This is a genomic window from Rhizobium sp. USDA 3886, assembly GCF_056279785.1.
On the sequence record NZ_JBWCDC010000003.1, the window covers coordinates 1991130 to 2017299 of the forward strand.

At 57.6% G+C, this 26170-nt stretch carries 26 protein-coding genes; 12 read left to right on the top strand and 14 right to left on the bottom strand.

The annotated features are described in order from the left end of the window. Positions 1–182: 182 nt before the first annotated feature. The 6 genes from ACZ9BX_RS32460 to ACZ9BX_RS32485 form a co-directional block, all read right to left on the bottom strand. Positions 183–1298, bottom strand: a complete 1116-nt coding sequence (locus ACZ9BX_RS32460; protein ID WP_087000520.1) for a TRAP transporter substrate-binding protein — start codon at positions 1296–1298, stop codon at positions 183–185. 62 nt (positions 1299–1360) lie between these two features. After that, positions 1361–2941 carry a TRAP transporter large permease gene (locus ACZ9BX_RS32465; RefSeq protein WP_087000523.1) on the bottom strand — a complete coding sequence of 527 codons (1581 nt, stop codon included), beginning with the start codon at positions 2939–2941 and terminating at the stop codon, positions 1361–1363. A gap of 14 nt (positions 2942–2955) precedes the next feature. After that, positions 2956–3504, bottom strand: a complete 549-nt coding sequence (locus tag ACZ9BX_RS32470; protein WP_087000525.1) for a TRAP transporter small permease subunit — start codon at positions 3502–3504, stop codon at positions 2956–2958. A 132-nt stretch (positions 3505–3636) separates the two neighbouring features. Continuing rightward, on the bottom strand, positions 3637–4281 hold the full coding sequence (mctR, locus tag ACZ9BX_RS32475; RefSeq protein WP_087000527.1) for a two-component system response regulator MctR: 645 nt from the start codon (positions 4279–4281) through the stop codon (positions 3637–3639). Further along, entirely contained in the window at positions 4278–5669 is a 1392-nt protein-coding gene (gene mctS / locus ACZ9BX_RS32480) for a two-component system sensor histidine kinase MctS (RefSeq protein WP_476222382.1), read from the bottom strand. The genes mctR and mctS overlap by 4 nt, the downstream gene beginning before the upstream one ends. Positions 5670–5852: 183 nt before the next feature. Further along, positions 5853–6392, bottom strand: a complete 540-nt coding sequence (locus ACZ9BX_RS32485; protein ID WP_476222383.1) for an AAA family ATPase — start codon at positions 6390–6392, stop codon at positions 5853–5855. A gap of 53 nt (positions 6393–6445) precedes the next feature. Between ACZ9BX_RS32485 and ACZ9BX_RS32490 the strand changes: the two genes are divergently transcribed. From ACZ9BX_RS32490 to ACZ9BX_RS32520, 7 genes are all read left to right on the top strand, one after another. Continuing rightward, positions 6446–7324, top strand: coding sequence for a helix-turn-helix domain-containing protein (locus ACZ9BX_RS32490; RefSeq protein ID WP_476222385.1), 879 nt, complete (start codon positions 6446–6448; stop codon positions 7322–7324). Between the two features lie 81 nt (positions 7325–7405). Beyond that, a complete protein-coding gene (locus tag ACZ9BX_RS32495; RefSeq protein WP_476222386.1) occupies positions 7406–8065 on the top strand; it encodes a 2Fe-2S iron-sulfur cluster-binding protein in 660 nt (219 codons plus the stop codon). 1 nt (position 8066) lies between these two features. Beyond that, positions 8067–9053: an FAD binding domain-containing protein gene (locus tag ACZ9BX_RS32500; RefSeq protein WP_476222388.1), complete on the top strand. Its 987-nt coding sequence runs from the start codon at positions 8067–8069 to the stop codon at positions 9051–9053. 57 nt (positions 9054–9110) lie between these two features. Then, positions 9111–11309: a xanthine dehydrogenase family protein molybdopterin-binding subunit gene (locus ACZ9BX_RS32505; protein ID WP_476222389.1), complete on the top strand. Its 2199-nt coding sequence runs from the start codon at positions 9111–9113 to the stop codon at positions 11307–11309. Positions 11310–11412: 103 nt separating this feature from the next. Then, positions 11413–13113, top strand: coding sequence for a sensor histidine kinase (locus tag ACZ9BX_RS32510; RefSeq protein ID WP_476222391.1), 1701 nt, complete (start codon positions 11413–11415; stop codon positions 13111–13113). A 16-nt stretch (positions 13114–13129) separates the two neighbouring features. Beyond that, positions 13130–13531, top strand: coding sequence for a response regulator (locus ACZ9BX_RS32515; RefSeq protein ID WP_476222393.1), 402 nt, complete (start codon positions 13130–13132; stop codon positions 13529–13531). A gap of 259 nt (positions 13532–13790) precedes the next feature. Beyond that, on the top strand, positions 13791–14855 hold the full coding sequence (locus ACZ9BX_RS32520) for a glycosyltransferase family 2 protein (protein WP_476222394.1): 1065 nt from the start codon (positions 13791–13793) through the stop codon (positions 14853–14855). A gap of 214 nt (positions 14856–15069) precedes the next feature. Here the strand turns inward: ACZ9BX_RS32520 and mazF are convergent, their stop codons facing one another. After that, positions 15070–15429, bottom strand: a complete 360-nt coding sequence (gene mazF / locus ACZ9BX_RS32525; RefSeq protein ID WP_476222397.1) for a type II toxin-antitoxin system toxin MazF — start codon at positions 15427–15429, stop codon at positions 15070–15072. Beyond that, on the bottom strand, positions 15429–15692 hold the full coding sequence (mazE, locus tag ACZ9BX_RS32530) for a type II toxin-antitoxin system antitoxin MazE (protein ID WP_476222399.1): 264 nt from the start codon (positions 15690–15692) through the stop codon (positions 15429–15431). Before mazE ends, mazF begins: the two co-directional genes overlap by 1 nt. Positions 15693–15746: 54 nt before the next feature. Between mazE and ACZ9BX_RS32535 the strand changes: the two genes are divergently transcribed. Then, entirely contained in the window at positions 15747–16247 is a 501-nt protein-coding gene (locus tag ACZ9BX_RS32535) for a hypothetical protein (protein WP_476222400.1), read from the top strand. Here the strand turns inward: ACZ9BX_RS32535 and ACZ9BX_RS32540 are convergent. Together ACZ9BX_RS32540 and ACZ9BX_RS32545 are read right to left on the bottom strand one after the other, a co-directional pair. Then, positions 16230–17291 (bottom strand): polysaccharide pyruvyl transferase family protein, encoded by a 1062-nt coding sequence (locus tag ACZ9BX_RS32540; protein ID WP_476222402.1) that lies wholly within the window; start codon positions 17289–17291, stop codon positions 16230–16232. The genes ACZ9BX_RS32535 and ACZ9BX_RS32540 overlap by 18 nt on opposite strands. Positions 17292–17299: 8 nt before the next feature. Then, positions 17300–19333 (bottom strand): acyltransferase family protein, encoded by a 2034-nt coding sequence (locus ACZ9BX_RS32545; protein WP_476222403.1) that lies wholly within the window; start codon positions 19331–19333, stop codon positions 17300–17302. Between the two features lie 111 nt (positions 19334–19444). Here ACZ9BX_RS32545 and ACZ9BX_RS32550 point away from each other — a divergent pair, with 111 nt between their 5' ends. Beyond that, positions 19445–20416: a mitochondrial fission ELM1 family protein gene (locus ACZ9BX_RS32550; RefSeq protein ID WP_476223108.1), complete on the top strand. Its 972-nt coding sequence runs from the start codon at positions 19445–19447 to the stop codon at positions 20414–20416. A 425-nt stretch (positions 20417–20841) separates the two neighbouring features. Here the strand turns inward: ACZ9BX_RS32550 and ACZ9BX_RS32555 are convergent, their stop codons facing one another. After that, entirely contained in the window at positions 20842–21306 is a 465-nt protein-coding gene (locus ACZ9BX_RS32555) for a cupin domain-containing protein (protein WP_476222404.1), read from the bottom strand. Continuing rightward, a complete protein-coding gene (locus tag ACZ9BX_RS32560; RefSeq protein WP_476222406.1) occupies positions 21303–21752 on the bottom strand; it encodes a VOC family protein in 450 nt (149 codons plus the stop codon). The genes ACZ9BX_RS32555 and ACZ9BX_RS32560 overlap by 4 nt, the downstream gene beginning before the upstream one ends. Before the next feature lie 69 nt (positions 21753–21821). Between ACZ9BX_RS32560 and ACZ9BX_RS32565 the strand changes: the two genes are divergently transcribed. Further along, complete coding sequence (locus ACZ9BX_RS32565) at positions 21822–22403, top strand: TetR/AcrR family transcriptional regulator (RefSeq protein ID WP_476222408.1); 582 nt, start codon at positions 21822–21824, stop codon at positions 22401–22403. 367 nt (positions 22404–22770) lie between these two features. On the opposite strand, the gene ACZ9BX_RS32570 is transcribed toward ACZ9BX_RS32565, so the two are convergent. Beyond that, positions 22771–23004: a helix-turn-helix domain-containing protein gene (locus ACZ9BX_RS32570; RefSeq protein WP_476222410.1), complete on the bottom strand. Its 234-nt coding sequence runs from the start codon at positions 23002–23004 to the stop codon at positions 22771–22773. A gap of 380 nt (positions 23005–23384) precedes the next feature. Beyond that, entirely contained in the window at positions 23385–24086 is a 702-nt protein-coding gene (locus ACZ9BX_RS32575) for a hypothetical protein (protein ID WP_476222411.1), read from the bottom strand. 320 nt (positions 24087–24406) lie between these two features. Here ACZ9BX_RS32575 and ACZ9BX_RS32580 point away from each other — a divergent pair, with 320 nt between their 5' ends. Further along, a complete protein-coding gene (locus ACZ9BX_RS32580; RefSeq protein ID WP_476222413.1) occupies positions 24407–25327 on the top strand; it encodes a glycosyltransferase family 8 protein in 921 nt (306 codons plus the stop codon). Then, on the top strand, positions 25296–26159 hold the full coding sequence (locus ACZ9BX_RS32585; protein ID WP_476222415.1) for a 3-deoxy-manno-octulosonate cytidylyltransferase: 864 nt from the start codon (positions 25296–25298) through the stop codon (positions 26157–26159). The genes ACZ9BX_RS32580 and ACZ9BX_RS32585 overlap by 32 nt, the downstream gene beginning before the upstream one ends. Positions 26160–26170: the final 11 nt, after the last annotated feature.

Consider the following 26170-nt stretch of genomic DNA (forward strand, 5'->3'; position numbering starts at 1 on the left):
CACACTGCCCGCGGTGCGGTTCGCAAGGCATTGGCAAACACCGGCCAGATCATATCCGGGCGCTCACGATAGGTGCCCGCTCCGTAGTTGTCCCAGTCATCCGGCGCACGCCGATCCATCAAGACCGGCGTGACCGTGATGGCTGGGAAAAGCGGCGGGATGTCCCGCAGCCGCCTTCACTTTCATTTACCGGCGGCCTGTGTGGCGTACATGTAGCTGTCGTAGCTGTATTCGGCGACGCGGAACCACTCGAAGGATTCGTCGCGGAATTTCTTCCAGGACGGATAGATCTTCGCCCAGGCCGGATATTTGGCGCTGTATTCGCCATAGAGCTCGAATGTCGCCTTATAGGCCGCATCCATGACGTCGCGCGGGAGCGGACGAAGTTTCACGCCCTTGCCGACCAGCGAACGGATCGCCTTGGTGTTCTTGACGTCGTAGAGCGCCTGCATGTTGACATTGGCCGCCTTACAGGCGGTGTCGAGCGCCGCCTTGTAGGCGTCCGGAAGCCCTTCATACTGCGCCTTGTTGATGAAGAAGTGGATGGTCAGGCCGCCTTCCCAATAGGCGGGATAATAGTAATAGGGAGCGATCTGGTAGAAGCCGAGGCGCTCGTCATCATAGGGTCCCACCCATTCGGCCGCATCGATCGTGCCGCGTTCGAGCGCCGGATAGATGTCGCCGCCGGGAAGCTGTTGCGGAACGACACCGAGACGCGACATCACTTGGCCGGCGACGCCGGCAATGCGCATCTTGACACCATTCAGGTCTGCAAGGCTGTTGATCTCCTTGCGGAACCAGCCCCCCATTTGGGCGCCCGTGCCGCCGCCGGGTTTGCCGACGATGCCGTATTCGGAAAGAAACTCGTCATAAAGCTCATTGCCGCCGCCGTGATAGAGCCAGGCGTTTTGCTGGCGGGCATTGAGGCCGAATGGGATCGTTGACCCGATCGCAAAGGTCGGGTTCTTGCCAGTGAAGTAATATCCGCAGGTATGGGCGATTTCGACAGTGTTCGCCTGAACGGCGTCGATTGCCTGGGGGCCTGGAACGATCTCGCCGGCTTGAAAGACCTGGATCTGAAATTTGCCCTCGGTGATCTTGGAAAGCGCGTCGGCCATGACGACCGCTCCACCGTAGATCGTATCAAGATTGTTCGGAAAGCCCGATGTCAGCCGCCACTTGATCGTCGGCAGTTCCTGGGCGACGGCAGGAGCAGCCAGCGCTGCACCGGCAACGGTGGCAGCCCCTCCGAGCGCTCCCTTAGTCAGAAAATTACGGCGGCTCAGTTTATCGGTCATTATTTCCTCCTCGGTTGATGGCATGCAGCACTTGGCAAAGCGCAATTGGGCAAACGGTTGTGTTACTTGGCGGGTTCGGACGGCGGCGCGCCGAAGCTTGGGGTCGGCGATCCGAAATCCGGCGCGGGTGCCCCAAAACCTGGCGCTGCCGGCGCACCGTTTGACGGCTCAGGAGCGCCAAATGGCTGTGCGGGGGTTCCAAACGGGTTCTCTCCGCCGGCACCCGGCATCGGGACATTCAGCTGGATGGTCGACGGATCGACTGTGACCTGGCCGGATTTGTAGTGGGTGACGAGCTGCGGGAACGCGATCACAACGATGACCATAGCAAGCTGGATTCCCAGGAAAGGCAAGGCGCCCATGTAGATCTGACCTGACGTGACCGGCTGGATCGTCGCGCCAGAAATACGGTCCTTATAGGCCCGGCTCGGCGCGACAGATCGCAGGTAGAACAGCGAAAAGCCGAATGGCGGATGCATGAACGAGGTCTGCATGTTGATCGCCAGCATCACGCCGAACCAGATCAGGTCGATGCCGAGGCTGTCGGCAACGGGGGCGAGCAGCGGAATGATGATGAAGGCGAGCTCGAAATAATCGAGGAAGAAGGCAAGAAAGAAGACCAGCAGGTTGGCGACGATCAGGAAGCCGACTTCGCCGCCCGGTATCGACGTCATCAGATGCTCGACCCAAACGTGACCGTTCACTCCATAAAACGTCAGCGAAAAGACGCGCGCGCCCAACAGGATGAAGATCACGAAAGACGAGAGCTTCGCCGTCGAATAAAGGGCGGCCGTGATCATCTTGAGATCGAGGCGGCGATTGAATGCCGCCAGGATCAGGGCACCGACGGCACCCATCGCACCACCTTCGGTCGGGGTTGCAAGACCGATGAAAATGGTTCCTAGCACCAGGAAGATCAGCACGAGCGGCGGCACGAGCGATGTGACGACTCTGCCGGCGAGCTTCCACCCGCGCAGCAAACGCGCTTCTGCCGGTAGCGCCGGAACGCTCGCGGGCCGCAGGAAGGACATCACGATGATGTAGCCGGAATAGACCGCCACCAAGAGCAGGCCGGGCACCAGGGCACCCTTGTACATGTCGCCGACAGACCGGCCGAGCTGGTCTGCAAGGATAATCAGGACGAGGCTTGGCGGAATGATCTGCGCCAGCGTCCCCGATGCCGCGATGGTGCCGGCGGCAACGCGGCGATCATAGCCGTAACGAAGCATGATCGGCAGCGAGATCAAGCCCATCGAGATAACGGAGGCTGCGACTACGCCGGTCGTTGCGGCAAGGATGGCACCGACGAAGATGACGGCAAACGCCAGGCCGCCGCGTACCGGTCCGAAGAGCTGGCCGATCGTGTCCAGCAGATCCTCGGCCATGCCACTTCGCTCGAGGATCAATCCCATGAACGTGAAGAAGGGGATGGCAAGCAGCGTTTCGTTGGACATCTGCCCGAAGATTCGGTCCGGAATCGCTCCGAAAAGATTGATCGGTAGCAGGCCCATCTCGATACCGATGAAACCGAACACAAAGCCGACGAAAGCCAGCGCAAACGCCACCGGATAGCCGAGCAGAAGCACGACGATCAACGACAGGAACATGATGGGCGCGAGATTTTCCGCGAAGAAAGCAAACATGGATTTTTTCCTGCCTAGAGAATTTGTGCTTCAGCGTCGGCAAGCGCGATCGCGTCCGGAAGATCGCCCTTCAGGATCGCGATGCGTTTGATGAGTTCCGAAAGGCCCTGAAGGGTAAGCAAGCCGAAGCCGGCGGGAATGAGCGCCCATACCGGCCATAAGAGCAGGCCGCCGGTATTGTTCGACACTTCACCGCTGACGAACTTCGAAACGACGATCGGCCAGGACAGGTAGGTCGTGATGAGACAGAACGGGAAAAGGAAGAAGATCGTGCCGAGGATTTCGATCCAAAGCTGCGCTCGCCGCGGTAGCTGACCGTAGACAAGGTCCACCTTGACATGCTCGCTCCCCAGGAGCGTCCAAGCCGCAGCGATGAGGAATGCGGCAGAAAACAGATACCACTGGGCCTCGAGCCAGGCATTCGAACTGAGGTTGAACAGCTTCCGGGTCGTTGCATTGATCGCGCTGATCAGGACGGCTGCCAACAGCAGCCAGGAAACGGATTTACCCAAAAACGTATTGATCGCGTCGATGACGCGCGACAGCGACAGCAAGCCAGACATGATGTAATCCTCCCAGCGGTCACCGGCTTTGAGAAAGCCTGACCACCGGGCAACTGGTATTGCGTGGAAATTTTCGGAACAAGACTGAAAATGGGCAAAATATGCGGGCCTACCCAGTACTGGGTAGGCCGCTTAACTGTCGGCCCAGGTCAATCCGTTCTCGATCGCATAGCGGGTCAATCCGGCCGTCGTCGCGATGCCGAGCTTCTTCTTTATGTTCTTGCGATGCGTTTCGACTGTTGCAGCCGAAATGCCCAGTGTCTGGGCAATATCGCGATTGCTTTTTCCTGCCGCGAGCAACAATAAAACATCATGCTCGCGTGTCGTTAGAGGAAGCGCATCCGGCGCCTCCTTTCGCTCGAGCAGAACATCCGAGACACCGGAAGAGAAGTAGGTTTTTCCATCTGCCACGGCTTCGATCGCCGCAATGATCTCGTCGGTCGAGACATCCTTGAGGATGTAGCCGGAGGCCCCGTGCAACACCGACGTGGAAATGTACTCGCGACTGTCGTGCATCGACAGCATCAGGATCCGCGTCTCAGGCAATTGTTCCTTAAATAGCTCGATCGCATCGATTCCGCTTAGCTGCGGCATATTGATATCCATCAACACGACGGCAGGCCTTTCCCTCTGCGCAATCTCAAGTCCGGTGCGTGCCAATCCGGCGGTGCCGACAATTTCGATGTGTTCATAGGTTTCCAGCACGGCCCCTAACCCGTCGAGAACCAGGGGGTGATTATCGATCAAAAGAACCTTGATACTTTTCCTGCCGCTCATGCTGCTTCCTTGCGTTGCACGCGGTTCACCGTTGCCGACCTTGGAAGCATCGCCGTCAGGATCGTGCCAGCCGACGTTGTCTTGATCAGCAGCAAGCCGCCGAAATGGGCCAGGCGCTCCTGCATGTTGCGCAGCCCGAGCCCACCGCCGAGTACTTTCTTTCCCTCTGCGATGTTTTCATCGAAGCCGTTGCCGTTGTCAGAGATCGTCATGCGGACGCGGCCGCTAACGCTCCAAATCTTAATAGCGACACGCGTTGCTCCGGAATGCCGCTCCACATTGTTCAGCGCTTCCTGCGCAACACGATAAAGCGCCGTGCTCGCCTCGGGCTTCAGCATGTTCTTGAAGGTCAGCGCCTCAAGCCGCGTGTCGATGGCAGTGCGCTCCGAGAAGTTGTCGCAAAGCGCCTTGAGCGCCGGGGTCAGGCCGAGATCGTCAAGCGCCCGCGGACGCAGGTCATGCGACAGGCGCCGCACTTCCTTGATCGCGCCGTTCAGCGCCTCCGCGCCCCGATCGATTGCACGAGCCGCATCCTCGGACTGGCTCTTGACCTTGCGGCTCGCCAGATCGATTGCGTAGCGCACGCCGATCAGGTTTTGCGAAATCCCATCATGCAGTTCGCGGGCAAGGCGCGCCCTTTCCTCTTCCTGCGTGTCGATGATGCGCTGCGCAAGCTGCTTAAGCTTGCTGTCTGCAAGCCGCCGTTCCCTCAAGGTCAGCAGCATGCCGGTGGCAAAGACGGTGAGAACCGCCGGCACGGCGATCAGCGCGATGATCAGAAACGTTTTGCGGATATTGGCGCGGAAATCGGCATTTGCAGCGGCGGTCTGCGCGAAGACGTCATCGAGATAGACGCCTGTGCCCAGCATCCATTTCCATTTGTCGAGACCGACGGCGAAGGAGAGTTTGTCGGCCACCTCGCCGGAAGACGGCTTCTGCCACTTGTATTGGTGGAGCCCCCCGCCCTCCTTGGCCTTCTGGATCAGGTTGGCGATCACCTTGTCGCCATCGGGATCCGTCAGGTCGAGCCAATTATGGCCCGGGCGAAACGCCTGGCGCGGATGCACGATATTGTTGCCCTCGTAATCATAGACGAAGAAATAGCCATCCTGGCCATAGTCGAGAGCAGTCAGGATCGCGCGAACCTTCTCCTTTGCCACTTCGTCATCCGGACCGGCAGCCGTGTAGATGTCATGGATCGCAGAGAGCGCAAGATTTGTGAGGTTGAGGAGCTCCGTCTCCTTGGCCTTCAGCATGTTTTGCTCGAAGGTGTCGATACTGCTGCGCACGAGCGTCGCCGATTGCCACGTGATGAACGCAGTGACGATCAGGATGGCCAGGATCAACGGGATGATGGCCAGCGCCACAATCTGATGCCTAAGGTTCATATCCTCACCTCCCCACCGCCTTCGTCAGGCGGACGAGCGACGAGCATATATACGAAATAGCACCGACGGATAGCGCAAGCATCGCCGCATCCGCAAACTTCGTTTTTCTCTACAAATGAGATCGTGAGCTCGGCGAGGGTGTCTATTCGAGTAAATGCCTTAGTGGGCCACTTGGCCGCCCTCTTAGCATTTTGAGAGAATATCATTGACAACGCTGGCGAGCGGCGCAGTTGCGTCGATGCTCATCGCGTTCTTCGGAGTATCCTCTTGCGTTGTGTGCAGCCGCACAATGACTTCTCGTTCGGCCGGCTTTCCGCCAAACTCGTCTTCTGGTCTGCTGGCAAGCCGGCTGTTCAGCGTGTTCAGATCGACGTTGAGAACGAAAACCCCGTCAAACAGATCAATAAAGCGATGGAAATTCCTGGAGCCGCCGCAGAAGAAGGTGATCGGGTGGCTTCGATCGGCGACCAGCGATTTGACTTTGTCGACGTTCCAAAGGTGGTGCTTGTGCCCAAAGGGCACATCCAGAATGTACTCGTGCGCAGAGCCGTCCAGCGGTTCACCCGTTTCTGGATCGCCTTTATAAGCCAACTCGCGGTCGCCATGGATAACGTGGTGACCGCGCCGCTGCAGCTCGGTGGCGACTGAGGTCTTGCCCGTCCCAGAAACGCCTTCCAAACTGAGCGACGGCTTCTGCCGCGCACTTGACCTCGCGACTGTCAAAATTCGGTCCTATCGGGTGGTTAGCCTCGGATGCTCCAAACCGGAGGTATCGAGTGCCAATCGACCCCCTGATAGGCAGCGGAAGCGTGAGGAGCCGGCGCGAGCATATCAGCACGCGCGAGGCATTGCGCTGGCACGACAGTGGATTCGTCTTCGAGACCGCCGATTGGCGGAGCGAGGAAACCGAACTCGAATGGGCTGCAAACTACCATCTGTTTATTCTCACGAATTACGGATCGACGAGGGTCACGCAGGTGCGCGGCGCAGGACAGCTTGCGTTCGAAGGCCGGGACAAGCCCGGCGCCCTATCCTTCGTTCCAGCAGGCGTCGATCGCCGATGCAGCTATAAGTCAGCCGATCTCAACTATTCCGCTCTGTGGCTGAAACCCGATCTCTTGAAAGAATGGTATCTGCCTCTACCGCCCGACAGGCTGACCATCAATGGTCACGATCCGGTGATCGCTGCGATCATGGTGGCGTTGCGCGATGAAACGCTGAGCGGCGAAATACCTGATTTAGCCTATGTCGAACAGGCCGCGCGGATGATGATGCACCGGCTGTCGCATCTCGACCGACAAAGCCGTCCCGATGCCGGGCGGCTTTCACGGCGGGTGCTTTCCGCCGTCGATGATTATATCCGCTCCCATATCGGCCGGAACATCTCCTTGTCCGACCTGTCCCTGGTGACTGGCATTCCGGTTGATACCTTCGCCCGGCGGTTCAAGGCGACAACCGGTTACACACCCTATGCCTGGATCTTGGAAATGCGCGTGCGATGCCTGACAGAGCGGCTGTGCGAAAAAGACGTCGATCTCGGCCACCTTTCGATGGAGCTTGGCTTCTCGAGCCAGAGCCATATGACCAATACCTTCCGCCGGATACGGGGTGTCACGCCATCCCGCTATCGTCGTCAATTTCTTTCGGATTCGTGATAATCGCCCGGAATTCTGCAAGAAAGAGGACGATCCGCATCCCAACTTCGCTTTCGTCGCACTTGATCGAAGGAGTTTTGGATGACGCCGAATTGCCCAAAAGATCACCCTGCTGTTTTGGAGACGACCCGCCGGGACCTGCTTCTGGCGAGCGGTGCTGCTGCCGTTGCCACTGCCTTTCCACCTGGAGTGAACCAGCTTCATGCGCAGGAGGCATCGCAGGCGTTTGAGCCCATACCGCTCAGGCTGTCGGTCAACGCCAATCCCGTTGAACTGACTGTCGATCCGCGCATGAGCCTTCTCGACATGCTGCGGGAAGAGCTCGGCCTGACCGGGACCAAGAAAGGCTGCGACCATGGCCAGTGCGGCGCCTGTACGATTCTTCTCAACGGCCGCCGCGTTAACGCATGCCTGACGCTTGCCGTCATGCATGAAGGCGACGAGGTTCGAACGATCGAGGGGGTCGGCGAACCGGGCAAGCTGCATCCTCTGCAGACGGCTTTCGTGGCGCGCGACGGCTACCAATGCGGCTATTGCACGCCCGGCCAGATCTGCTCGGCGCTCGGCATGATCGAGGAGGCAAAGCAGGGCTGGCCGAGCCACGTCAGCGCCGATGTCGCACAGCGCGATATTGCACTCACTGAAGCCGAGATCCGCGAACGCATGAGCGGCAATATCTGTCGCTGCGCCGCCTACCCCAACATCGTCGCCGCCATTCGCGACGTGGCAGTGGAGGCTTGAGATGCGAGCCTTTACCTACGAACGCGCGGCTGACGTCGCCGCCGCCTGCGCGTCGGTGGCTGGCGATCCCGACGCCAGATTCATCAGCGGTGGAACCAACCTGCTGGATCTTATGAAACTCGGCGTCGAGCGGCCGGCCCATATCGTCGATATCAGCCGCCTGGACCTGAAGGATATTAAGGAGACGCCGGACGGCGGTCTGAAGATCGGTGCGCAGGCGTTAAACAGCGATGTTGCCGCCAACCGGCGCGTGCGGGAGCGCTATCCCCTGCTTGCCCAGGCACTGCTTACGGGTGCCTCCGGCCAGATCCGCAACAAAGCGACGACCGGCGGCAATCTTCTCCAGCGCACCCGCTGCCCCTATTTCTATGACATGCGGATGCCCTGCAATAAAAGGTCCCCCGGGGCAGGCTGCGCTGCGCTTGAAGGCCTGAACCGCAACCATGCCATACTGGGCGCCAGCCAGTCCTGCATCGCCACGCATCCCTCCGACATGGCCGTTGCCCTGACAGCGCTCGGAGCCAGCATCGAAATCGCCGGCAACCGAGCGGAGCGGCGGACCTTGCCTGTCGGCGATCTTCATCGCCTCCCTGGCCAGACGCCTGATACTGAGAACAACCTTGAGCACGGCGAAATGATCACCGCCGTGATGCTTCCGCCGCCGCCTGTGGGCCGTCAGCTCTACCGGAAAGTGCGCGACCGGGCGTCCTATGCCTTCGCTTTGGTTTCTGTCGCGGCCATTGTGGCCACCCAGGACAATCGGATTGCCTCCGGACGCATCGCACTGGGCGGCGTTGCACCAAAACCCTGGCGGACAGAAGAGGCGGAAAAAACCATGGGCGGCCAGCCGCTTACGAAGGAAACTTACGATTCCGCAGCAGGTGTCCTGCTTCAGGGCGCACAGGGCTACGGACACAATGATTTCAAGATCGAACTGGCCAGGCGAACGCTGGGCCAGACCCTGGCGGCTTCAGCCGGTCAAGCTTGAGGACTATTCATGACGCAGACAAGCCAATCGCAAAATAGGTCGTTCATCGGACAACCGATGAACCGGATCGATGGTCCTCTCAAGGTGAGCGGCCGCGCGACCTATGCCTACGAGCAGCCGCACGGCGAACCACTTTACGGCGTGCTTCTCGGTGCCAGTATCGGCAAGGGCCGGATCGCCAGGCTTTCCGTTGCGGCAGCCGAGGCCACGCCCGGCGTGCATCTCGTCATGACCCACCGCAACGCGCCCGCCCAGGCGCCGTTCGGTGAGCCGACCGTCCGGCCGGGCGTTCAGCGTCCCCGGCCGGTCGTCTTCCAACCGGAGGTCCGCTATTTCGATGAGCCGGTAGCGCTCGTCGTTGCAGAAAGCTTTGAGATCGCCCGGGCGGCGACAGAGGAGATCGAAATCGAATATCGCGAAGCGGGCGGAACTTTCAGCCTCGACGACGCGCGCGAGGCCATCTACGCGCCGGCGATGGCCAATGCCGGTCTTGCCACCGACAGCGTGCTCGGCGATCCCGACGGCGCATTTGCCGCCGCACCTGTCAAATTCGATCAGACCTACACGAACGCCTTCGAGCACCATGCGCCGATGGAGCCGCATGCCGCGCATGCAATCTGGGACGGCGATCAAGTGACGATCTACACCTCCGCGCAAACCCCGGCGCAGATCAAGGATGGCGTTGCCAACACGCTGCAGATTCCGCCCGAAAACGTTCGCGTCATCTCGCCCTTCATCGGCGGTGGTTTCGGCTCTAAGCTGATCGCGCATGCCGAAATTATCTCGGCCGTGCTCGCCGCCCGGATGCTGAACCGCCCGGTGAAGGTGGCGCTGACGCGCCAGCAGATGTTTGCCAATGCCGGTCACCGGCCGATGTTCGAACAGCGCTTCCGCATCGCTGCCGACACCGGCGGACGGCTCATCTCCTTCAGCCATGATTCACTCTGCACAACGTCGCGTTTCGAAGAATTCGCCGAACAGGCGGCTACCGCCTACCGGAGCATGTATGCGGCTCCCAATCGGGCGACACGCCACCGGCTTGCGCCGCTCGATATCAATCGCGGGGAATGGATGCGCGCACCGGGCGAAGCACCCGGACTGTTGGCCGGTGAATGCGCCATGGACGAATTGGCAGAGCAACTCGGTATCGACCCTATCGAATTCAGGATCCGCAACGAACCGGAGCGCGACCCCGAACGCGACGTCCCCTTTTCGACCCGGGGTCTGGTGCAGTGCATGCGGGAAGGTGCTCAACGTTTCGGCTGGAACAGGCGCGTCGCCAAACCGGCAAGCGTGATGGAAGGCCGCAAGCTGATCGGCATCGGCATGTCGGCCGCCATCCGCCCGAACCTGATCGGGCCAGGCGCCTGCCGCGTCAGGATCCATGCCGACGGACGCCTGACCGTCGAACTCGACATGACGGATATCGGTACCGGCACCTACACGATCCTCGCCCAGATCGCCGCCGACAGCATGGGCCTTCCCATCGATCGCGTCGGGGTCGCGCTCGGTGATACCCGATTTCCGAAAACCTCCGGTTCCGGCGGCTCGTGGGGATCAGGCAGCACGGGGGCGGCGCTTCATGATGCATGCCGTCTTCTCAAGGAACAGATCACCACTGCCGCGCGCGCGATGTCCAATTCGCCTCTCTTCGGTGCGAATGCCGAAAACGCCGTCTTTTCGGGGAGCCGCGTCACGATCGGCGACCGGAGTGCTGCTCTGACCGAAATCCTCACCGTGGTCGCACCGAAGGGTCTGTCGGCGGAAGGCAAGGTCGAACGTGGGCAGGCGCTTAAAGACTTTTCCCAGCATACCTACGGCGCGCATTTCGCCGAGGTTTCCGTCGATGCGGATACTGGCGAAATCCGGTTGCGCAGGATGCTCGGCGTTTTTGCCGCAGGGCGGATCCTCAACCCGAAAACCGCACGCTCCCAGATCATCGGCGGCATGATCTGGGGCGTTGGTGCGGCCTTGATGGAAGAAGGCGGGCTCGATCCGCGTTACGGCAACTTCCTCTACAGCGACCTCGCCAACTACCACGTGCCGGTCCATGCGGACATTCAAGACATCGACGCCGTCTTCCTCGACGAATATGACGACAAATCCAACGTCTTCGGATCCAAGGGCATCGGAGAACTCGGCATTTGCGGAGCCGGCGCGGCTTTGGCAAACGCTGTTTACAACGCGACCGGATCGCGCATCCGCTCGTTTCCGATCACCGTCGAGAACGTACTGCCCGGATTGCCGGATGCTTAACGTTGAGCCAGGCGTTTCAGCAGAAATCGTAAATCAATCCTGGGAAGGTTGTTTTAGTAACAGATAAACTTTTTGAGTGCATGGTCCCATGAGAGGGCGGGCCATGAAGAGAACTCAAATTACGTCACACATTACGATCGTCTTGACGCTCGTAACGGCCATCACCGCGGTTTTGATCGCGGGCTTTGCGTGGCTTGCATCGACGAAGGTCGACGACCTCTCTCTCATAAGGCAGGCGGACTTCGTCAAGCAGGGTCTTCAACAGCAGATCAACGCGGTCCCGCGTGAGCAGGAAAGCGTTACCAAATGGGACGACGCGGTCCTCTACGGCAAGATGCGCAACCACGACTGGCTGCTGGAAAACATCGGCAAATGGACGCATGACTACTTCGGCCATGACCGCACCTATGTTTTCGATGACACCGATCATCTCATGTTCGCGATGCGCGACGGTATCGATGTTCTTTCGCCATCACTCGGCGACGACCATGATCCGGTAGCACGCCTCGCCGCCGAGATGCGGCACGCACTCAAGGAACGGTTGCAGGCCAACGATCCTGCGCCGATTGCCGATGTCGCCAGCACCAAGGTCGTCGATATCGTGGGCAGGCCTGCCGTCATCAGCGCCCGGCCGATCATTCCAAGTTCAGAGCGAATGACGGTCGAAGCCGGGTCGGAGTTCATTGCCATCGCCGTGAAATTTCTCGACGCCTCTCCAATCGAGCACATCGCCCACTATGCGCGTCTCGACGGCTTGCACTATGCGCCCGCCGGCGAAGAGGCGGGCGACGCCAGAATTCCCGTCATCACTACGAGTGGAGCAACGCTGGGTCATCTTACCTGGGAGCCGATCAAGCCCGGCCTAATGCTTCTGGAGCAAATTGCGCCGGCAAGCATAATCGGCATGTTTATCGCAATGGGAGTCGTCCTGTTCCTTGGCCAGGGATTGCGCAGGACATCGTTGAATCTCATCGAAAGCAAGGCGCAACTCCTTGTGCACCGCGACCACCTCGAAGAAACCGTAAGACTGCGCACCGGCGAGATCGAGAGGCAGCGGCAGGAGCTTGATCGATTGCTCGCCCAGGAACGGCAGGTCAATGCGCTGCAAAGGCAGTTCGTGACTATGGCGTCGCACGAGTTCCGCACGCCGCTTGCCATCATTGATGCGGCTGCCCAGCGCCTGACGCGGACGAAGGGGGAGCTGAGCACCCAATACATCTCGGAAAAGTCGGGCCAGATCAGAAGCGCCGTATTGCGCATGGTCGATTTGATGGAAAGCATCCTTGCGGCCGGCCGCCTCGAGACCGGGCGCATTTCGCTTTCGCTTGCGGACTGCAATCTCATCGACGTGATCGCCTCGTGCTGTGCAAGACAAAAGGAAATCAGCAAGGAACATGTGTTCCGTACAAACCTTGGCGAACTGCCTGCGACCATGAAAGCCGATCGCGCGGCACTCGAACAGGTGTTCACAAACCTGCTCTCCAATGCCGCAAAGTATGCACCGCATGCACCAGACATTCACATTCGCGGCTGGGCTGATGAACGATTTTCTTACGTATCGGTTTCAGATCAGGGGATTGGAATCGACACCGACGACTTGCCAAAATTATTCCAACCCTATTATCGAGCCCGAAGCGCCACAGGGATTGCAGGCACCGGTATCGGCCTGAACATCGTCAAACAAATCGTCGAGTTGCATGGTGGCACTGTTACCGTGAGCAGCGCCCTCGGCCATGGAACGACTTTCACTGTAGCACTCCCGCGGGACGGTGCCGCGTCTTTAACGACGCCGCAGGCAGCATAGAATAAGGAGAAGAAAGATGATCACCATATTGTGCGTCGAGGATGAAGCAGACATCCGCAAGCTAATTGTCGAAGAACTGAACGAAGCTGGATTTGCCACCCTCGAAGCAGCCAATGGTCAGGAAGCGCTGGAACTCATCCTGTCGAAATGGCCCGATATCGTGATCACCGATATTTCTATGCCGATCATGGACGGCCACCAGTTGCTCGCCGAGATCCAGGTCAATCATCCGCAGTTTTCCAACATTCCGTTCATCCTGCTGACGGCACTCACCGACCGGGAGAACATGTTGACCGGTCTTCGGGCGGGAGCGGCGGACTACCTGACGAAACCCATCGACTTCGACATATTGCTTGCGAAAGTTACAGGCTGCGTCACCCGGATTGAAAACGATAAAGCGGCCGGCCGGGCGTTCTGATTGCGTCCACCGCATTCCTCTACACTGCGAATGCTGGCTGCCTCGTCAGGCTATGGTCTTTCAAAAGCCATAAAGCTGCGGAGGCTGGTGGCCGCGCAGAGAGATCAGACATGATCGTCGCCGGCCGCTTGGCGTCAGCGTCTCTGTAACGGCGGCTTTTCTACCTTTTGAAAAGCTGCTCATGCCCGAACGGGCATGCCATAAGGACCTGAACGAGAAGGTTCGCCGTGACCAAAGCAGACGTGCGAGGTTCAATGCGATGCATTCCATACAAGATCATGTTCCGGTTTCCATTATCATCGCGAACTATAACTATGCGCGCTTCTTAAAGCGCTGCATCGATAGCGCACTGGAACAAAGCCACGATAACGTAGAGGTCATAGTTGTCGATGACGCATCAGCTGACGACAGTGTCGGTGTCATTGGCGCATATGGGTCCCGGATCAAAGCTCTTCTAAAAGAGCGCAATGGTGGTCACGCGGCAGCGTTCAACACGGGATTTTCGGTCAGTCGCGGTCAGATCATTCTGTTTCTCGACGCCGACGACTATCTTTATCCGAATGCCGTATCGGAAATCGTCGAAGCTTGGGACGACGAAGCTGCCCAGGCGCAATTCAGATTGCACATCGTCGACGAGCGCCAACGCGTCAAGGATGTGTTCCCGCCTGAGGAATTCCCGTTCGATTCAGGCGATGTCACCCCCCAGCTATTGCAGAAAGGCCGGTATCAGACCACGGTTACAAGCGGCCTGGCCTTCAGGCGTTCGGCTTTGGAGGCGGTCATGCCCATCCCCGAGACGGACTTTCGCCAAGGGGCGGACGGATATCTCGTCACCGTAGCGCCCCTCCACGGAACGGTGACGTCGATCGATTCCTGCCTCGGTGCATACCGCATGCATGGCGCCAATCATTCCGTCTTTGCAGAAAAACTTGGCCAGCGGGCGCGCTGGCGTGTAGAGCACGACTTTCGCCGGCTGGAGGCCTTGTCCGGTCAGGCCGCCGAAGTCGGCCTGACCGTGCCGCCCGACGTTAGCCTTCATGACACGGTCCATCTGGAAGAGCGCCTGGCATCGCTTTGCATAGACCGTGACCGGCACCCGGTACCCAATGACTCCAGGCACACTCTCGGCGCCGCGGGCGCAGTCGCCAGCCTAGAAATGAATGTATCCTTAAGACGCCGTGCCGTGCTGGCGGCCTGGTTTCTCTCCGTCGGCTTCCTCCCCCGGCGTATGGCAAAAGCGCTCTTGTCGTGGAAACTCGTCGCCTCCTCGAGACCCGCCTTCCTGCTGCGCCTGTCGAAAACCATCCGGCATGCCATGGGGTAGGGGTCAGGAGAGCGGGCAACACCTCGCGCTCTTGCGGCTGTTCGGGTTTGCCGTCGGCTTGTGCCAGAAGCGCTGCGCGACGTTGAACCTGCTTCAAGCTCGGGAAATAATGGAGCAAGTGCCACGAACCTTATCGGCGGCTCGTAGCACACTTGAGTTTTGGAGATGCGATCACGTGATGATCGGTGCTTCCCAGCGATATTTTGATGGCCGGTTAAGCAGGATCGATCATGCTGACCACTCTGGCGACAATTTCGTCAGTGGTGGAGGTGTCTAGCGTGTCGACATGTCTGGCCGTCTTTTGTTTCACCCGCTCCATGATGTCGAGCGCTCTCACCTGATTGCATAGAGCGACCCCGGTCGTCTTATGACCTGAGATGTTGACGGCAAGTCCAGCTTTGCGGGTAAACGCACCCCCCGTTGTAATAGGAACCGTAAGGCACATTCCCACAAGATTGATTTCGCGAGGGGTGATTACGACGCAGCGATGATCATCCCTCATTTCATTACCTACGACTGGATTCAGGTCGACGAGAAAGACGTCGCCACGCTTCGGAACGTTGCTCCGGACCATCAGAACACTTCGTTACCGACAGGCGAGCTAACATTCCAGGAGGCTGCTTCCTTGTTGAGCGCGGCCATTTCATCTGCTCCTTCGAGCAGCTCGGCTAAAGTATATCTTTTCTTCGCCTGCTTCGGCGTCGCCACAAGCGACCCGTTACTGACAACCAAGGTCAACTCCGTGCCGACTTCGACGCCGAGCATTTTCAAAAGCGCGGGAGGAATGCTAAATACGGTTGCGCCGCCCTGACGGCGAATCTTTACTGTGTTGCTCATCTGAATACCTACAATTTGTGCTACTTAAATAGCACATTTTTTATATGAGACAAGGTGCTCGCCTGGCCTGACCCGAAAGAAGGCTTCGGACAGCATCCGCTGTTGCGCCCGGATGGCCGCGATCTCGATCCGGAGAAGGTCTGGTCGCTCTCCGAGGACGACGCCTACGGCCTGTTCGTCGACTTCCGCTGGGCCGACAATGGCGGCAATCCGTTTGCCCTCGCTGCGGATGCCTGGAGCCGTATAGTCCGCCGACATCGTTTCCGATGCTCGGAGCCGGAATGCCGCGCCGAGTTTTCCGTAACCTCCGGGACGGTCTTTGCCAACCGAAAGCTGTCGTTCAAGAAGACCGTCATTGCGATCTGGGAGGAGATCACGGCCGCCAAGGGCATGGCGGCACTTCATCTGAGCCGCAAGCTCAACGTCCAGTATAAGACGGCGTACGTCCTGCTCCAGAAGCTCCGCGAGGCCGTCGTCGCCGCGTTAGTCACCGCGATTGATCTGGAGCATGCGCAGGAGACTGACCTGCCGGTTCTCTCATCGGCTGGCAAGTGAGGCAAGCTGGGCGAACATGTTCTCTGCAGCCACTCTTGCCTTTAGTACATAAGATCGGCCGCAATCGAAGTCGGCCTGCTCCCAAGTTGAGATCCGCTCGAACGCCTCTTTTGGCGTCTGCACGTAGAATTTCTCAACCCCAGCTGCTCGCAGCATTCCCTGCGTTTTGGCGGTGTTGGATGGCATGGCCACAAAGGGCGTTCCGGCGACCAAAGATAGACATGCTGCATGGAAGCGACCCGCTACCACAGCGCGAGCTCCACTAATCGCCTGCAACAGATCTTCCGCGCTCAGTGGATGATCTAACTGCTTTTTCATGCGCATTCGAGCGAACATATGGGGCCGAAAAGCCGATCTCGCGACAAGCGTCATTACCGAGACGCGCTGTGTGGTCCGTCGCTCTCCTTCCGGCAGAACCGCGACCAAAGGCTCCAGATCCGACGGGACAAAGCGATTCTTTGTGTCCGATACGTCCATTCGCATGAACTGTATGCCCCTCTGCCCGATCGCGTAGGCAAGTGTCGGGCGGCCGAACTCGCGATTAGCGTTATCGGTAACGATGATATTTCCGGTCCGGAGCGCCCCCTTGTAGGGTTCCAAGACGTCCGACGATAGCGTCAGGTCAGGAACGACCGCACACTCTAACCCGGCGGCTTGTGCGTTCATCGCACTATTTGGTTCTCTAAAAAATCGCATCGCGAAGTGGCTGCAATGTTCCGCAATTTGATCACTATTCTGCTCATAGACCGAATTGATAAGGACGGACGGAATTCCCAACGAGCGGCAATATGAGGCAACCTCGGCCAACGCGAGGGCCTGAGGCGTAGCATGATGTAGGGTACCTTCACCATTGACGATGACGAGGTCGGCTCCTTTCATCGCATCAAGGATCGCGCCTTGACCGCGCCAATCCACGTGAACGGAACAAGTTGCCACCACCTTTATCCCAGCCTTTGCAGCCAATCGAAGAATCTGGGAGACCACGATCCGGCACCCGATGTGCGATTTTGTTGAGGTGTCGTTTATGAGGACTGCCGTTTTCATCGGATATCCTAGCGTGAACTCGTTGGCAGCGCGTTCGAAACTTGACCCCGGACGCGGATGCCGGAAAGGACGGGGTCAAAGACAAAGGAAATCGATCTAGCGCCAGTTGCCGACAGATGATCTCCGTCTTTATAACGAACGATGCCACCTGAAGTCGCGCTGCACGACAATTCACTACAAAGGACTGGCAACGGATCGACAACGCCGACTTTCATGTCCAGTGCCACATCGCCTACAACGCGACGCGCTGCTGCCTGGCGCGCATCCACGTCGTTTCTCGGCACCTCAAGCTTGGCGGAGTTTCCCTGCATCGATAAGCGCGCAAGGGTTTGCGGCACAGCATATCTCATCTCGGGCACATCCATAACAAGCCAGACACGCGCGCCATTCGCCTGCATCCTTCTGATGCTTTCGACTAACCGCTTCGTGACAACAGCTGCATGATCGTCGGACGCCGAAGCCGTCGCATCGAAGAAATCACGCTGGTTTGTCAGATCGGTTTTATAAATGTATTTGCGCCAGTATGCGGCAAGCAGGACATCGCGTATCTGGTTCTGATCGATAAGCGATTGCACGGCATCATTGAAGCTATCGCAGCGGCCTACACGATCAGCTCTTATCAGATCGTCCGAGCCGAAAGGCGGACATCCGGCGCTCGCTACGAAGACGCCACCGATACCTGCCCGTCCCGCGGCAAGGTCCAGGCCTGGGGCTATCGCCGCAGCGTGAGAATCTCCCCAAAGAATGAACTTCGGTTTCGTCGCCGCCGTTCCCATCGGGCAAACTTTGCCGTCTCGCACATCTGCAATCGAGAGGCCGTTTCCATCCGGATCCGCAAAACACTCTGGCTCCATAAACTGGCTGCCGTCGTCCTTTGCAGCGTAGAGACGGGCGGCTTCGTCCTTGAGGCGTTGAGGTAGTCCATTCAGCCTTATGACTAAGACGTTGACCGAGACCAATGATGCGACACCGATCGCCAAAGCGACAAAGGCAGGTTGTGGTCTTTGGATTGCAAGCGCGCCAAACCGGAACGGCTCCTCAACAAAGCGCCACGAGATCCAGCCCAGAAAAAGCGACAAAGCAAAAATCAGTGCGACGGCTGCTCCGGGCGAGGCCGCACTCGTAAAGTAAGGGAGAAAAACAACGATCGGCCAGTGCCAGAGGTAGATTGAATAGGAAATCTTCCCCACAAATTTCATGGGCACATTGCCGAGCAGCACTTTTGTGATCTTTGATTGATCACCGAAAGCGATGACGGCGGCCACCGAGAGACACGGCAATAGCGCAGCAAGTCCCGGAAACGCGGTGGCATCGGAATAGAGAAGCGCGCAAGCCAGAAGGCCAGCGATGCCGAGACAAGGGATTATTTCTGCAAGGGCGGGTCGTATCAACGGCCTATGAGCACCAATCAGCGCGCCGAGCAACAGTTCCCACAAACGGAACGGCAATAGGTAGAATGCTTTTGTCTGATCTTGTTGCACCATCAGTTGGCTTGCCGCGAAAGATGCCACAGCGACAATCGCCAAAATTGGAACGATCGCGTTTTTCTTCATCCGATAGGTGATCATCAGGCCAATGGGAAAAACGAGGTAAAACTGCTCCTCGACAGAGAGTGACCAGGTGTGAAGCAAAGGTTTCGTATCGGCGGCCAGATCAAAGTAGCCACTTTCACGCCCGAACTGGATATTGGAGTAGAAAAGTGCGGTCGCCCGCGCGCTCCGGGCGAAATAAACGAGATCGTCTGGCATAAAAAGCCAGGTTGCGAGGGCGGAGACTACGGCCATCATCACAAACAGCGCCGGCAGGATCCGGCGGATCCTTCGGACATAGAAGTCGATGATTGAAAATCTCCCGTTGGCGAGGTCGCGCAGGATCATAATTGCCATGAAATAGCCCGACAGCACGAAAAAAGCGTCCACGCCGACATAGCCGCCATAGCCGCCAGCGACGGCCTGAATACCAGCGTGGTAGAAAACGACCAGCAGGACGCTAAGGGCTCGAAGGCCGTCCAAATCGCTCCTGTAGGGAACACCAGCGATCAATAAGATCCTCCCTTGGACTTCGGGGCAGGACTTTGATAACACGTGAAAATCAAAAGACAATGCGAGCGTCTGCCAAGACCGGCCAATGCGCGGGAATCCGGGATCGATTTGATGGGCAATGGAGGTTCCGATCACGCGGATATCGATCTTCTGACGTGGTGCGTGAGCGAGGAAAAAATCGGCACGATGTCGCAGTGCGTCGGGGTCGCGCGAAATCTCAGCCGGAAGGAGCCGGTTGTGAAGCCCTTTGTGCCGGTCCATGGGATAAGGAAGGCCTTTGCTCCCGCGCTGTATTCCCGCAAAGAAAGCCGTCCGGACATCATCATTTCCTGTGGCTACCGGCCGGAGAAGCTGGTTCTGAAGATGAAAAGGACATTTAGCGGCGAGCCCTTCACAGTTCATCTGCAACGGCCCGAGATTGAGGGCTACGATCTTGTCTTTGTTTCCAATCACGACTGGACGAGGGAGCTAGAGGCACGGCCGAACTACGAGAGGATGATCGGCGTGCCTCACCGGCTCAGATTGGACGAGATATCGAAACGCCGCCATGCGGCAAGAAGTCTTTTTAGTCCCGACGACCGTCAGTTGGCTTCTGTCTTCGTCGGCGGCGACAACGGCGCCTATATCTATGACGAGAAGTCGGTTGATAACATCACAAATGCCATCGACAGTCTGACGAGCAAGGATTGGCGCGTTCTGGTCTCAACGTCCAGGCGATCCGATAGACGGACCTTTGATGCGCTCCTGGCTCTGTCGTCTCCATTGGTTACCGTCTGGGATAGGCGGGAGCCTAACCCGTATCTTGATTATGTCGCTGCTGCAGACGCGTTTCTAATCGCCAAAGATTCCATCACAATGCCTTGCGAAGCCTTGCTCACAGGCCGGCCTGTCTATTCCCTGGAGTTGACAGAGGTGCCAGGCGAACGCCTGATAAAATTCGAACGCTTCCACCGGGATCTACAAGAAACACTCAAGCTCACCCGCAGGTTCGATGGCGGTCTTCAATCATACTCTTACCAGCCGATCAACGAAGCGTTGCGCATCGCGGAAGTCATACGGTCAAGGGTTGCTAAGCACTCTTGAAAGGCCCTCATGGTTCATCGTACCAATGGCCGGCAATAGCAGAAAATCGGCTTGGTATCGGCCATTAAGAGGTCGCAAACGAGCTAGTGCCCGTCCATAGTCGTGACGGGAAAATTCATGGGAATGAGTAGAGCACAAAAACAGCTGTTTTCCCAACCGTTACAGGGCCATGATTCATCTTGCCGCAGGCGCTGTCAGCCCGTCAACAACGGTCGCCTGACCTTGGTCGGGCGGATCTTTTTCCAATCCATTCCGGCCAGCAATGCCATAAGCTGAGAATGGTCCAGACGCACCCGCGTCACCGATATGCCCGGCCAGCAGAAGAACTGCAACAGGATCTAAAGCCGCGTGCAGGAAGTTGAAGCGAAGGTTCCGCATGTTTGCCCCGCGAAAGGAAAAATGGGCGATGTCCCTTTTCGGCCGCCCTAAACCAGTTCCTGAGCGGCGAACCAAGCGGAGATCTCGGGCATATTGCGTTCAAATCCACCGGGTATGAAAAGATTGAGCAGCCTGGCGGTCGTCTCTCCTGGGTTTCGGAAATCGTGGACGACACCGGCCGGTATTCGCAGGAAAGTGCCCGGTGTGCACCGCCGCCAGCAGTCGCCGACGAGGATTTCGGGCACACCTTCAAGCACGTAGAAAACCTCGTCATTTGCTGCATGGCTGTGTCCGCCGACACCTTTCAGACCAGTCTCGAGAATCCACTCGGACACGGAATAGGCGGCCTCCGTCTCGGCTTCATCGGCCTTGAACACGCCCGTGAGCGGGCCGAGCTCGTAGCGCCGCCCCTCTCCCGGCTCCAGAAAGATGACGTCACAGCAGCGGTGCGACGGACTGCCATCGCCCGCTCCGCCGCCTCCTTCACTTCGATTTCCGTCGGCCGCGTTCACGCCCCGGTTTCCTCGTCCCAGCGGCGCTGCATTTCTTCAGGCGCCACAACTTCGATCTTCTGCGAGAGCATCCACCGGTGACCGAATGGATCGACGACCATGGCGACACGCTCGCCATAGGCCTGATCTGCGGCGGCACGCAGAACGACGGCCCCCGCTCTGACGGCCCGGTCAAGATTTGCGTCGACCGTCAAAGTTGCGAGGTGGAAGGTTACGGGAGAGCCCCCGATCGTATCGGGGCTCAGTGCGCCGAAGTCTGGATACTCGTCGGCGATCATGACCGTGTTTTCGCCGAGCTTGAGCTCCGCGTGGCCGATCCGACCGTCATGCGGGTCGGTCAGCCGGAAAAGCTCCTCGGCCCCGAAGGCGCGGCCATAGAAAGCAATCGCTTCCCGAGCATTCTTGACGATGAGATAAGGCGTCAGGGATTGAATCGAGGTGGACATGGCCGGCCCCTTGCCGCTGGCATATGATTACGTTACGTTACGTTTCATAACTAGTTGAGTCAAGAGCACATGAGCCCACCGAAACGGCGTGGAAGACCGCCAAGCCAATTGGCCCGGGCGAGAATCCTGAAAGCCGCGCACGACATACTGATCGAGGATGGATTCGGCCGTCTGACCGTCGAGGCGGTTGCCTCGAAGTCCGGCGTAGGCAAGCCGACGATCTATAGGCAATGGGCGAACGCCTGCGAACTCGCTATGGCTGCGCTGATGTCTGGAGATTCGGGCGCCATCGAAGAACACGGCATAAATTTGCGATCGGCGCTGACTGCGCAAATGCGATCGCTGATCCAGGCTTTTGCGACCACCAGAGGGCGCCAAATCGCCATGACGCTCGCGGCCGCCGACCCCGAAAGCGAATTCACCAAGGCCTTCCGCAACCAGGTCATTCTCTCGAGCCGCGAGGCGGGTCGCGCCTTGTTGATCGAGGCAGCCGCTCGAGGAGAAATCATGCTGCCGCAAAACCTGGAGGTGTTGCTCGATATGATGTACGGACCTGTTTTCTACCGGCTGCTGGTCGGACATCGCCCACTCGACGCGAGCTTCGCCGAAAACATCGTCGCGATCGCGCTGAAAGTTGTAGCGAGCCCCTAGCGACGGGTAAGAGGTACCGGCCGACGGCCGATGTTCCCGTCGATACATTATCGATCATCAGGACTACCTGGTTCATAACCCGACACAGCCGTACATCGCCTTTGTTGAACAGCCTAAGGTGGACGCTCTGAAGCTGCATTTTCCATCGCTTTGGAGAGATCCCGCAGAATGGCCAAAAACGTACGGTTTCCGAATACCGAGGATTCGCCGTCCCTCTGTGCCAAAGTCTGTTTGATGCAGTCAGCGATCTCTTTCTCGATTGCCGCACGGTCATCGGCTGACATGCTCTGAAGTTGTGCATTCGCAACATTGTGTGGGGAGCGGCCGAAATCGGTGCGGTCATGAACCAATCCTTTGCCGGCGCCCCCTACCCCGCCGACGCTCGTTCGACGTAGCGTAAAATTCTGGTCACGGTCGATCGACTAACGCCTGCCTCTCGGGCGATACAATCTGTTGACTTACCTTCCGCCTTTAGCCGCAACACGTCGTCGGATTTGTGTCTCATGGCGTTTGCTGACGAATCGTGTGCCGCCATCATGCCGAAGGAGATGGCATTTTTGACCGCTGAGGCTTCGCAATATTCGGTATTGATAAGCGCCATAACACGCTCCCTTGCAATCACTGGAACATCAGAATCAATGACGTCAATGTTGCCGCGAGTAAATTCAGACCTTAGCGGTATCTAATTCAAGCTTTATTCGGTACAGGCAATGAGGTGCGCATACCGCTCTCGTTCGAGCAAGGGGTTGATTCTAGCGAATTGGCGCGTATGCCGGCTCTCAGTACATGAAGGCCATTCGGCATCGTTATGTGAATGGCGACCAGAATAATTCCAACGAGATCGGCATGTTCACTCGCGGCGCGCGCTCCGTCGGAGCCTTGTGGGACAATGTCGGCAAAATCATTACGTTCTTCAAACCACAGGAATGTGCCGACTACTTCGCATCGGCCACATATGACCCCGATTAAAATGGGCGCGCGCTAGCGTGGTGCTGAAAGTTCGGTCGCGTTCTGAATGAGCGTCATCCCTGTAATCTCCGAAAGCTCCGCCTCCGTCGTAAAAAGGTTTGGATACGCGCTGAGCTTCGTGAGCGCGTAGATATCCTCGTCAATCTGCTTGCGCGTTTTTCCAACCTCATTGTACGAATGCCCCATTTTTGTAACGGACATTCCTGAAACGACAATGCTGGGAGCGCCCAGAAAAAGGCCATAACAGATGGCCGCCACACCATTTGTAGCCTTCCCTATTTTGCCGATGCCTTCAGGGATCGGCCCGACAATCTCGTTCATAATCGCGTTGCGCTCGTCCTTTGTAAGTTTCTGCAGGGTGCCGACACGGACATGCGGCTTTAACAACAGTTGAAGCCGCATGATCGCCGTCGGTGCGGTGTGAAACCAAACTAAACCGCGGGTATTAAGCCTTGGATGCTCCAGCCAGGACTTTCGTCGCTTGCGAATTGTCAGGTCGGCCCGGCCGAAACCAAGCATTTCAGCTGTGCGGCCGGAATTGTTGACGTCCACACGTGCACAGAGTTCTATGAAATCGTCGGTAATCGTTGGATTTGGGGCGGACCCAAAAATCAACCACGGCCTGTGCCGAATTCCGAGCTTGTCGAGCCAGGCGGTGTGCCGCCGCTTTAGTTCTCGAAGGCGCTGTTCCGTTACAAAATGGTGCCGCGTCATTTCTGTTCAGATTCGCAGAGTTACGGTTTCAGTTAAAAGAGACTCGCGATTGTGAGTGATCATGTCAATCGCCGCTCAGCCTGGCGCCTGATTCATCGACATTGCGCGCAGCCGGCAGCTCCGCCAGTTCAGAAAATGCGGCTAATAGTTGAAAAACTCTTATCTAAATTTTTATTTCGGCGTCCCTTGAAAGAACCAGATTGCTTTTTGGTATTGTTCGAGGCGGTTGCATTAGACTATGCTGCATCTTCGCAAACGTGCGCGCTCGCTCTGATCAACGACGCAAACTTTGAGATTTGAACCGGCAATGAGACGTGTGAATGGGTAGGACCGCCGTTTATACATTCACGGATAAGTACATGCTGCCTGCTGCTTGTTGCGCGCTTCTGTCAGTCGCACGGCATTCGCGCGATCGCGATTTGGGGCAGGTGATTGTCGGGATCGATCTTTCGCCGGAACATAAAGCCTCAGTTGCGGCATTCAACGCAAGACATGGCAGCAGCATCACAATCGTCGATTTCACCTTGCCGGCGGACCTTCCTGAGGCAAGCGGGCGTTGGACGAAAGCGACCCTTGCACGTCTCTATATCGATGAAATCATTGATGAAACCACCGAGCGCGTTCTGTACATCGACGCGGACGTATTGGTGGTCGATCCTATCGACGCAATATTTCAGTCGGATCTTCGCGGCAATGTAATTGGCGCCGTCGACGATTACGTCACTGCTTTTCCTGACAAAGCCAAAAAAAGAGAGTTGAAGCTCGGTCTCAAACATGGACCACGATACTTCAACGCCGGGGTTATTCTTCTTGACAGTACAGCCGTTCGTACCACTGGGCTCTTCAAGATGGCCCGAGAACTACTGCAGTCCGGAGAACGTTACGATGCGAACGATCAGGATGTACTTAACATTGCTTTTCAGGGAGCATGGGAACCATTAAACCCTCGGTGGAACGTGCAGACGGGCATCATGCCATTCGTCCGCGACCCGGTGATCGTTCATTTCACCGGACGCCGAAAGCCTTGGCAATCCTCGATCCGATGGATGCACACTCCCTACGCCCACGAATATCGCCAGATGCTACTCCAAACATCTTGGGCAGAATTTGTGAAGGAACGCTGCGTGCAACGGCAAATCGCCGATCTGCTTCTTTCCTTGGGTGGATACCTCGGCGGCGTTTACCGCGCAGGAAAAGTTAAGGCATATTTTGGCGATCAACGACGTTTGCCCGATGCCTGACAGCTTTCCAGACCTGTATAACACCCAAAGCAACGAAGCCTGGCGGGACTTCTTCGAGAAGCATTCGCACATCGTTTTGGTCGCAAATAGTGACGTCCTCGATCCCCGATCGATCCGCTCGCATGTGCCGGACGACACCTTGTTTATCTTCTTCAACAAAGCCTACAAAGTCCTGCACGAGAATTTCGCCGGACGTTCGATGCTCGTTGCCCGCAGTGGATCGATGGGGGCAAACATCGTGCACCGACATGAGGTCGACGATGTATTGCGATATTTCTCGAAATGTGAGTTCGCAGGAATACTCAACATCCGGACGGCAGCCGATGAGCGCTTCAGTCCCGCCTCAAAATTCAACGGCGCCAAGGTGTTACACGCGGATCTTGAACCCCTGATGTCGACGAAGTACCCGCCGAACAAAATACCGACGAGCGGGTTTGCGTTGATCATCTGGATGAGAGAACTCCAGATAAAATCCAATATTGTCTTGGCCGGTTTCTCGGGGCGGCGAAGCCCGCGATGGAAGGTCTTTGATGTGCACGACTGGACGTTCGAAAGAGCCTTTCTACGGCTTCTGGCCGACCGTGAGGTCATTACGAATTTCGGCCTATTGACATCGGCGCGGTTCGAAATTCTGAGCCAACAATTTCAAGATGCGAGCGCAGCGGAAATTCAGTCGGCGATAAATGAAACACTTGCAGCGCGCCTTGATGACGCTCTCGCGCATATCGATAGTTTGATGTCGATTACCAAATGGCAAAGAGCATTGAATTCTGCGTTTCGACGAATTCGACCAAAAACCCGAAAGCAGCGCAGCCTGGATCACAACAAATAAGCCGCTCACTT